Origin of the sequence: Psychrobacter sp. TB55-MNA-CIBAN-0194, assembly GCF_040309505.1 — a bacterium.
GTDB classification, from domain to species: Bacteria; Pseudomonadota; Gammaproteobacteria; order Pseudomonadales; family Moraxellaceae; genus Psychrobacter; species Psychrobacter fozii.
Window position 1 is genome coordinate 1 of sequence record NZ_JBEOOW010000130.1, and the last position, 290, is coordinate 290.

At 47.2% G+C, this 290-nt stretch carries 1 protein-coding gene; it reads left to right on the forward strand.

Annotated features, from left to right (window positions below; translation table 11 throughout):
* Nucleotides 1-290: DEAD/DEAH box helicase (locus AAEY75_RS14550; protein ID WP_352259960.1), on the forward strand; the 290-nt coding region annotated here is incomplete at both ends.

Below are 290 nucleotides of genomic sequence, written 5' to 3' on the forward strand. Positions count from 1 at the left end.
GTGAAGATGTTATCGGCCAAGCGATGACAGGTTCAGGTAAAACAGCTGCCTTTGGTTTAGGATTGCTTAATAAACTGGATGTAAAACGTTTTCGCATCCAAACCATGGTGCTTTGTCCAACGCGTGAGTTAGCCGACCAAGTAGCGAAAGACATTCGTACCTTGGCCCGTGGTATCCATAACGTTAAAGTACTAACGCTATGTGGCGGCGTACCTATGGGGCCACAAGTTGGCTCATTGGAACACGGAGCACACATTATTGTCGGTACACCGGGTCGTATTGTTGATCAT